The following is an 8,384-nucleotide window of genomic DNA, read 5'->3' as shown; positions in this document are numbered from 1 at the left end:
TGTCCTCCTTGCGCATCACGCCGACGCAGAGCGCGTTGACGAGCGGGTTGCCGGCGTAGGACTCGTCGAACACGACCTCGCCGCCGATGTTCGGCAGGCCGAGGCAGTTCCCGTACCCGCCGACGCCCGCGACCACGCCGGGCAGCACGCGCCGCGTGTCGGGCGCGTCCGCGGCGCCGAACCGCAGCGGGTCCATGACCGCCAGCGGCCGGGCACCCATCGCGAGGATGTCCCGCACGATGCCGCCGACACCGGTCGCCGCCCCCTGGTAGGGCTCCACATAGGACGGATGGTTGTGCGACTCGACCTTGAACGTGATCGCCCAGCCGTCGCCGATGTCCACGACGCCGGCGTTCTCCCCGATGCCGGCGAGCATCGAGGCACGCATCTCGTCGGTCGTGGTCTCACCGAAGTACCTCAGGTGCACCTTGGACGACTTGTACGAGCAGTGTTCCGACCACATGACCGAGTACATGGCCAGCTCGGCGTCGGTCGGCCTGCGGCCGAGGATCTCGCGGATCCGCGCGTACTCGTCGTCCTTGAGACCCAGCTCGCGGTACGGCTGCGGGACGTCGGGCGTGGCCGCGGCGTGCTCGACCGAGTCCACGTGGGTGGTCGCCGTCATGCCGGCACCGCCTCGAGAACGGAGCGGAACATGGCCAGCCCGTCCGCGCCCGGCCCGGTCAGCGGGTCGATCGCGTGCTCGGGATGCGGCATGAGGCCGACGATCCGGCCGTCCGGCGAGGAGATCCCGGCGATGTCGCCGAGCGACCCGTTCGGGTTGACGTCCAGGTACCGGAAGACCACCCGGCCCTCACCCTCCAGCTCGTCCACGGTGGACCTCGACGCGGCGTACCGGCCGTCCATGTTCTTGACGGGGATGACGATCTCCTGCCCGGCGCTGTAGCCGGCGGTCCATGCCGTGCCGGATCGTTCCACCCGCAGCCGCTGGTCCCGGCACACGAAGTGCAGGCCGCCGTTGCGCAGCAGGGCGCCCGGCAGCAGACCGGCCTCGCACAGGATCTGGAAGCCGTTGCAGATGCCGAGCACCGGCATGCCGCGGTGCGCGGCACCGACGACCTCGGTCATCACGGGCGCGAAGCGGGCGATGGCGCCGGCACGCAGGTAGTCCCCATAAGAGAACCCGCCGGGCACGACGACCGCGTCCACACCGCGCAGGTCGGCGTCCTTGTGCCAGAGCGCGACCGGCTCGCCGCCGGCGTACCGCACGGCACGCGCGGCGTCGGTGTCGTCCAGCGTGCCCGGGAAGGTGATCACCCCGATCCGGGTCACGACCTGGCCTCGCTCTCTCGCGGGCGCCGAGAGACCGGGTGCCGGTCGTTCGGTCCCTGATGGATCGCTCCGCTCACGAGAGCCTCCGCACCACGAAGTCCTCGACCACCGGGTTCGACAGGAACCCCTCGGCGATCTTGGCAAGCGTCTCGTCGTCGACGGAGTCGTCGATCTCGAGCTCGAAGTGCTTGCCCTGGCGGACATCGGTGATTCCGGCGAAGCCCAGCCGAGGCAGGGCGTTGGCCACGGCCTGACCCTGCGGGTCGAGGATCTCGGGCTTGGGCATGACGTCGACGACGACTCGGGCCACGACAGGCTGCTCCCGGGTTCGAGGGTGGTACGCCCCGGAGATTACCTGAGCTGCGCGTTCACCCGGTCGGGCCGGGCGGTCCACGAGGCGAGCAGCCGCAGGGCCTCCTCGTCCGGGCTGCCCGGGTCCGCGACCTGGCACACGAGCGAGAGGTCCGGCGCGCCGGGGAGCGAGAAAGCCTCGTACCGCAGGTAGAACTCGCCGACGACCGGGTGCCGGTACCGGTAGCCACCGCGGATCTTCTCGCGCACCGGGTGGGTCGCCCAGAGCCGGGCGAACTCGGGGCTGCGCATGCTCAGCTCACCCACGAGCGTGGCGAGTCTCTCATCGCCGGGGTTGCGGCCGGCCTCCATCCGCAGCTGCGAGACGAGGTCGCGGGCCTTGCACTCCCACTGGACGAACCGGCCCGCGATCTCTGGGTTCAGGAAGACGAGCCGATGCATGTTGCGTTCATCGGGCGGCAGCTGGGCGAAGTCGACGAGCAGCGCCGCGGTCAACGCGTTCCAGGCGAGGACGTCGCCGCGCCTGCTGTAGAGCGCGGCCGGCACGGTGGTGTTGTCGATGAGCGTCTGGATGGTGGTGGGCACCGCGTGGGTGGCCGGCTGTGCGTCCCGCCGCGGCCGGGCGAGGTTGTGCAGGTAGCGGCGTTCGGACTCGTCGAGCCCGAGCGCGGTGGCGACGGCGTCGACGATCTCCTTCGACGGGTTGCGCAACCGGCCCTGCTCCAGCCGCACGTAGTAGTCGACCGACAGCGCGGCGGCCTGCGCCAGCTCCTCCCGCCGCAGCCCTGGCACCCGGCGGCGGCCGCCGACCGGCGTGAGCCCGAGGTCCTCGGGCTGCCGGCGAGCCCGCCTGGACCGGAGAAAGTCCCCCAGCTCCGACCGTCGATCCATGTCGCCGAGTATGCCTGGGCGCTCAGGTTCTCAGCCTGGGTTTGGTAGACCCATGGTTACGCGGACGGCTGGGTGGACCCCGTGCTCGCGGACAGCATTGCCCTTGTCGGTCACGACTGTCAGTCACGACGAAGGAGAGAGATGCGTTCGCTACTCATCACGACCGCGCTGGCGGCCGCCCTGGTCGGCGCCGCGCCCGCCGGGGCCACCACGCACGGCCTGCCGCGGGTCCTGACCACGGCGGCGGAGAACCTGTTCCCGGAGGGGGTGGCGTGGGACCCGACGAGACAGTCGCTGCTGGTCGGCTCGCTCACGCAGCCCGCACTGATCTCCGCGGTGGGCCGCGACGGGGTACGGAGAACAGTGGTGTCCGACCCGGAGCTGCCCGGCTTCGTGGGCCTGAAGGTCGATGCCGCCCGGCACCGGATCGTGGCCGCGATCGGCAGCCCGTTCGCCCCCGGCCCCAGCTTCCTGGCCACCTACGACCTGCGGACCGGTGCGCGTGAGCGGCTGGTCGACCTGTCCGGGGAAGGCCACGCGGTGAACGATGTGGTGCTGGACCCGGCCGGCAACGCGTACGTGACCGACACCGGCGCGGGCGCGGTCTACCGGGTGGACCTGGCCGGGCACGCGACGACGCTGGTGAGCGACCCTCGGCTGACGCCGTCCCCTGGCGCGAACGGGATCGTGTGGCACCCGGGCGGCTACCCGGTGGTCGCGAACTACACGACGGGGAAGCTCTACCGCCTGTCCAGGGGACACCTCACCGAGCTGCGGGCACCGGCACTGGTGGGCGCCGACGGCATGGTCCTGCGCCGCGACGGCACACTGGTCGTGGTGACCAACACGCTGACGGCACTGCCGGCGAGTGTGGTCGCGGTGCACGAGCTGAAGCTGGTGGGCGACCGAGTGGTTCCGCTGCGCACGACGCCGTGGCCGGACGCGGCCCCGACGACGGCCGCGGACACCCCGTACGGCGTCTACGTGGTGGACGGCCACATCGACCGGTTCATCGCCGGCGCCACGGCCAGCGACTTCGTCCTGCGCCGCCTGTAACGGCATCCGGGCCCGCCCACGATGCGAACAGTCCGTTCGCATCGCCCAGGGGGTCCCCCTGTTTCAAGGCTATCGGAGGGCACCGACAAACCACGGGCCCGTCGCCGTTCGCTCAGCGCGAGAACGGTGGCGGGCCATGGGGTGTGCGGGTCAGGGTGTGGGGCATGAGGCTTCTTGTGCTGGGCGGGACGATCTTCGTCGGCTACGCGGTCGCGAGTGAGGCGCTGCGGCGGGGACACGACGTCGTGTGCGCGGCGCGGGGTGAGTCCGGGTCGGTCCCGGACGGGGCGCGGCTCGTCAGGGTCGACCGGGACGCCGAGGACGGGCTCGCCTCGCTCGCCGGCGAGAGCTACGACGCGGTCGTGGACGTCTCGCCGCTGTCCTACCCGTGGGTGCGGCGGGCGCTCGACACGCTCGGCGAACGCGCCGCACACTGGACGTTCGTCTCCACCGTCAACGTGTACGCCGACGTCAGGACGCCCGACCAGACCCCGGCCACCGGGCCGCTGGTCCCGCCGCTGGAACAGCACGCGACCCGCGAGGAGATGATGGCGGCCGGCGAGGACGGCATCCTCCTGTACGGCGGCATCAAGGTCGCGAGCGAGAACGCCGTCCGCGATGCGATGGGTGACCGTGCGTTCGTGGTCCGTCCCGGCCTGATCACCGGATCTTGGGACCGCAGTGACCGGTTCGGGTACTGGCCGGGCCGGTTCGCCCGCGGTGGCCGGGTGCTCGTGCCGGACTTCCAGGACCAGCGGATCCAGCTCGTCGACGTCCGGGACTTCGCGACCTGGATCGTCGACGCCGGTGAGCAGGGCGTTGCCGGCACCTTCGACGCCGTCGGTCCGCACCGCCCGACGAGCACGGTGATCGAGGAGATCGCGGCCGCGGTCGGCTTCGACGGCGAGCTGGTGCGGGCCACGGCGGACCAGTTGGCGGCGGCCGGGGTCAACCCCTGGGGCGGCCCCCGCTCGTTGCCACTGTGGGTGCCGGACGAGTACGACGGCTTCAAGACACACGACCCGACGCCGTCCCTGCGTGCGGGCATGCCGGTGCGGCCGTTCGCCGACGCGGTCGCCGACGCGCTCGAACGGGAGCGTGAGCTGGGCCTGGACCGCGAGCGCAGGGCGGGGCTGTCGCTCGACGAGGAGAAAGAGGTGCTCGCCAAGCTCTAGTCGAGGTGGCAGGCTCTTCAGGATGGCCGAGAGCTTCGACTACGTCGTCATCGGTGCCGGCAGCGCGGGGTGTGTGCTCGCCAACCGGCTGAGCGAGGACTCCTCGGCGCGGGTGTTGCTGCTCGAGGCCGGCAGCGAGGACGACGCCGACGAGGTCCACATCCCGGCCGCGTTCTCGACACTGTTCAAGACCCGGTTCGACTGGAACTACGAGACGGTCGAGCAGAAGCACCTCGGCGACCGCCGCACGTACTGGCCGCGGGCCAGGATGCTCGGCGGCTGCTCGTCGATGAACGCGATGATCTACATCCGCGGCAACCGCGCGGACTACGACGCCTGGCCGGAAGGCTGGTCGTTCGACGACGTGCTGCCGTACTTCGTCCGCGCCGAGCACAACACGCGCCTGGGCGGGCCGCTGCACGGCACCGACGGCCCGCTCCACGTCGAGGACCGCCGCTACACCCACGAGCTGTCCCACGCCTGGGTGGACGCCGCCGTCGCGTGGGGCATGAAGCCGACGGACGACTTCAACGGCGCGACGCAGGAGGGCGCAGGCCTCTACCAGGTGACGTGCCGGCGCGGCCGGCGCTGGTCCACCGCCGACGCCTACCTCCGGCCCGCGCTTCGCCGCACCAACCTGACGGTCCGGACGTCCGCGCTGGTCAACCGCATCCTGTTCGACGGAACGCGGGCGGTCGGCGTCGAGTACGCCCGTGGCGGCGAGACGCACGAGGTCGGCGCGGCGGAGGTCCTGCTGTGCGGGGGCGCGGTCAACTCGCCGCAGCTCCTGATGCTGTCCGGTGTCGGCCCGGCGGAACACCTGCGCGCGCTGGACATCGAGGTCGTCGCGAACCTGCCGGGTGTCGGCGAGAACCTGCACGACCACCCGGCCGCGCCGCTGGTGTGGGAGACCCGGGGCACGAAGGACCTGGCGTCACTGGCGACGCCGGCCCGGCTGCTCCGCTGGCAGGCGACCGGCCGCGGGCCCTTCGCGTCGAACATCGGCGAGGCGGGCGCGTTCTTCCACACCACCGACGGCCTGCCTGCTCCGGACATGCAGGTACACGTGGCGCCGTCGGCGTTCTACGACAACGGTCTGCGCGAGCCGAACGCCTCGGGCTTCACGGCCGGCGCGACGCTCGTCGACGTCGCGTCCCGCGGCCGGCTGCGGCTGCGTTCGGCGAACCCGCGCTGGCGGCCGCTGATCGACCCGGCGTACTTCGCCGAGCCCTCGGACCTGGACGCGATGGTGTCCGCGCTGCACACGCTGGTGGAGATCTCGGCGACCGGCCCGCTGGCGAAGTACCTGACCAGGCCGTTCCTGCCGATGGACGACCTGGCCGAGTACGCACGGGCGCATAGCCAGACGCTGTATCACCCGGTCGGGACCTGTGCGATGGGTGCCGGGGAACTGAGCGTGGTCGATCCGACGTTGCGAGTGCATGGCATAGAAGGCCTGCGGGTGGTCGACGCGTCGGTGATGCCGAAGGTCCCCCGAGGCAACACGAACGCCCCGACGATCATGGTCGCGGAGAAGGCCGCCGACCTCGTCAGGGGCCGCACCGGGACCGCGCGGACAGGCGCGCGTTAAGAACGCCCGTTCGATTCATCCCCAACTTTGTCCACACCTGTGGACAACTCTCGCGGGGAACGCACGTTCGAATCATCCACAGAGTTGTCCACAGGTGTGGACAAGGCCCTGCCGGCGAGCGCGATCAGGGCGCTCGCCACGAGAACGGCGACGACCGTGCCGACGCTGTTCATCGCCCAGTCGTTGGTGTCGCAGGCGCGTCCGAGCGCGGGCACCAGACCCTGGAAGACCTCGATCGCCGCGGACAGGACCACACCGGCCACGACCATGAGCAGCGGTCGCCGCGTGGCCAGCGTGGCGAAGAAGACCAGCGGGAACAACAGCGCCAGGTTGGCCAGTGGCTCGACGGTACGCAGCGTGGGCACGGAGAACTGGACGACGCAGAAGGCGAACGAGCGGCCCGCGGTCGGCACGAGCGTCAGCGCGACGACCGGCACGGTGGACACCGCCGCGAGCGCCCACAGGACCGGGCGCCTGCGTAGGAACAGGTAGCCGACGCCGGCACACACGACGGCGGCGAGCAGCATCACCGCCGGTACCAGCGGCTTGTGGTCCAGCAGGAAGTCGGTGATCAGACCGACACCGACTCCCCACGCGGCAGCACGCGGAACTCCGCGTCCGGGGCCAGGTTGCCCAGCAGGTTCTGGTTCAGCTGGAAGCCGACCTCGGAGAGCAGCGCCTCGTGGATCGGCACGGCCACCCGCGGACCCACCGCGCGGAGGAAGTCGACCGCCTCGCTCGTCTTCAGCCACGGTGCGGCCAACGGCAGGCCGAGCACGTCGATCCGCTGTTCCGGCACGAACAGGGCGTCGCCCGGGTGGTAAAAGGCGCCGTGGTCGACCACGTAGCCCGCGTTGGCCGGCGGCGGCAGGTCCGGGTGGATGGTCGCGTGGCGGCCGCCCACCACGTTGACCGCCATGCCGCCGAACGTGAACGCGTCGCCCGGGCGCGCGACCGAGGTCGGGGTGAGGCCGACCTTCGCCAGCTCCGGCGCGGTGTCCTCGTCGACGACGAGCGCTGCGTTCGGGTTGGCCGCGACCAGTGCCGGCAGCCGGCCGCCGTCGAAGTGGTCGACGTGCTGGTGGGTGATCAGGATCGCGTCCAGCTCGGTGGCCGGCTCGAAGCCGGCCGAGAACACACCCGGGTCGAACAGCAGCCGCGTGGAGTCGGTGGTGAGCAGTACGCACGAGTGCCCGTAGTGAACGATCTGCACCGCGCCAGGCTATCGCGCGGCCACCCTACCGGCGGGTAGCGTGAGCGACGGAACGTTAGGGAGGCCCCAACATGACCGCCGTAGACGCGAAGCAGGAGACCTTCGACTCGCTGAGCCCGGCGACGGACGAGGTCGTCGGCACGTACCCGGTCAACACCGCCGACGAGGTGGGCGCCGCCGTGACGCGGGCGCGGGACGCGGCGCGGTGGTGGGCGGGCCTCGGCTTCTCCGGGCGCGCCGAACGCCTCCAGCGCTGGAAGGGCGTGATCACCCGCCGGTCCGCGCAGCTCGCCGAGGTCGTGCACGCCGAGACGGGCAAGCCGCACGCCGACGCGATGCTCGAGATCGTGCTGGCCATCGACCACACCGCGTGGGCCGCGAAGCACGCGGCCAAGGTGCTCGGCCGCAAGCGCCGCTCGGCCGGGCTGCTGATGGCGAACCAGGCCGCATCGGTGGAGTTCCAGCCCCTCGGCGTGATCGGCGTGATCGGCCCGTGGAACTACCCGGTGTTCACGCCGATGGGCTCGATCGGCTACGCGCTGGCCGCGGGGAACGCCGTCGTCTTCAAGCCCTCGGAGTACACCCCTGCCGTCGGCGCCTGGCTGGCCGCCGCATGGCGGGCCGCCGTTCCGGACGTCACCGACACCTTCCAGGTGGTCACCGGCTACGGCGAGACGGGGGCCGCACTGTGCCGTGCGGGCGTGGACAAGCTCGCCTTCACCGGGTCGGCCCCCACCGGCAAGAAGGTCATGGCCGCCTGCGCGGAGAACCTGGTGCCGGTGCTCATGGAGCTCGGCGGCAAGGACGCGATGATCGTCGACGACGACGCCGACGTCGTCGCCGCCGCGGACGC

The 8,384-nt window shown here is 71.5% G+C and carries 10 protein-coding genes; 4 read left to right on the top strand and 6 right to left on the bottom strand.

Annotated features, from left to right (window positions below; translation table 11 throughout):
* The 4 genes from VET29_RS10310 to VET29_RS10295 all read right to left on the bottom strand — a co-directional run.
* Positions 1-625: AIR synthase related protein (locus tag VET29_RS10310; protein WP_324918239.1), on the bottom strand; the 625-nt coding region annotated here is incomplete at its 3' end.
* On the bottom strand, positions 622-1,293 hold the full coding sequence (gene purQ, locus VET29_RS10305; RefSeq protein ID WP_324918235.1) for a phosphoribosylformylglycinamidine synthase subunit PurQ: 672 nt from the start codon (positions 1,291-1,293) through the stop codon (positions 622-624). The genes purQ and VET29_RS10310, both read right to left, overlap by 4 nt.
* A 73-nt stretch (positions 1,294-1,366) precedes the next feature.
* Complete coding sequence (gene purS, locus VET29_RS10300; protein ID WP_324918232.1) at positions 1,367-1,603, bottom strand: phosphoribosylformylglycinamidine synthase subunit PurS; 237 nt, start codon at positions 1,601-1,603, stop codon at positions 1,367-1,369.
* Between the two features lie 41 nt (positions 1,604-1,644).
* Positions 1,645-2,496, bottom strand: a complete 852-nt coding sequence (locus tag VET29_RS10295; protein WP_324918229.1) for a helix-turn-helix transcriptional regulator — start codon at positions 2,494-2,496, stop codon at positions 1,645-1,647.
* 141 nt (positions 2,497-2,637) lie between these two features.
* Here VET29_RS10295 and VET29_RS10290 point away from each other — a divergent pair, with 141 nt between their 5' ends.
* From VET29_RS10290 to VET29_RS10280, 3 genes are all read left to right on the top strand, one after another.
* Positions 2,638-3,552: an SMP-30/gluconolactonase/LRE family protein gene (locus VET29_RS10290; protein WP_324918226.1), complete on the top strand. Its 915-nt coding sequence runs from the start codon at positions 2,638-2,640 to the stop codon at positions 3,550-3,552.
* A 164-nt stretch (positions 3,553-3,716) separates the two neighbouring features.
* Positions 3,717-4,727 carry an NAD-dependent epimerase/dehydratase family protein gene (locus VET29_RS10285; protein ID WP_324918223.1) on the top strand — a complete coding sequence of 337 codons (1,011 nt, stop codon included), beginning with the start codon at positions 3,717-3,719 and terminating at the stop codon, positions 4,725-4,727.
* 22 nt (positions 4,728-4,749) lie between these two features.
* A complete protein-coding gene (locus VET29_RS10280) occupies positions 4,750-6,318 on the top strand; it encodes a GMC family oxidoreductase (RefSeq protein WP_324918220.1) in 1,569 nt (522 codons plus the stop codon).
* Here the strand turns inward: VET29_RS10280 and VET29_RS10275 are convergent.
* Both VET29_RS10275 and VET29_RS10270 read right to left on the bottom strand, forming a co-directional pair.
* Positions 6,315-6,845, bottom strand: coding sequence for a VanZ family protein (locus VET29_RS10275; protein ID WP_324918241.1), 531 nt, complete (start codon positions 6,843-6,845; stop codon positions 6,315-6,317). The genes VET29_RS10280 and VET29_RS10275 overlap by 4 nt on opposite strands.
* Positions 6,846-6,889: 44 nt before the next feature.
* The gene (locus VET29_RS10270; RefSeq protein ID WP_324918217.1) at positions 6,890-7,531 is read right to left on the bottom strand and encodes an MBL fold metallo-hydrolase; all 642 of its coding nucleotides are present in this window, start codon (positions 7,529-7,531) and stop codon (positions 6,890-6,892) included.
* A 71-nt stretch (positions 7,532-7,602) separates the two neighbouring features.
* Between VET29_RS10270 and VET29_RS10265 the strand changes: the two genes are divergently transcribed.
* The coding region (locus VET29_RS10265; protein WP_324918214.1) for an aldehyde dehydrogenase family protein at positions 7,603-8,384 on the top strand (782 nt) is incomplete at its 3' end.

Source organism: Actinophytocola sp. (genome assembly GCF_035634895.1).
Classification (GTDB): Bacteria; Actinomycetota; Actinomycetes; order Mycobacteriales; family Pseudonocardiaceae; genus Actinophytocola.
Note: the sequence above shows the minus strand (reverse complement) of the source record. Positions and strands in the feature narration are given on the sequence as shown.

Excerpts from the sequence above, each read along its gene's own strand:
- VET29_RS10275 (WP_324918241.1), bottom strand. The coding sequence starts at position 6,845 with ATGCTGCTCGCCGCCGTCGTGTGTGCCGGCGTCGGCTACCTGTTCCTA.
- VET29_RS10285 (WP_324918223.1), top strand. The coding sequence starts at position 3,717 with ATGAGGCTTCTTGTGCTGGGCGGGACGATCTTCGTCGGCTACGCGGTC.
- VET29_RS10295 (WP_324918229.1), bottom strand. The coding sequence starts at position 2,496 with ATGGATCGACGGTCGGAGCTGGGGGACTTTCTCCGGTCCAGGCGGGCT.
- VET29_RS10290 (WP_324918226.1), top strand. The coding sequence starts at position 2,638 with ATGCGTTCGCTACTCATCACGACCGCGCTGGCGGCCGCCCTGGTCGGC.
- VET29_RS10280 (WP_324918220.1), top strand. The coding sequence starts at position 4,750 with ATGGCCGAGAGCTTCGACTACGTCGTCATCGGTGCCGGCAGCGCGGGG.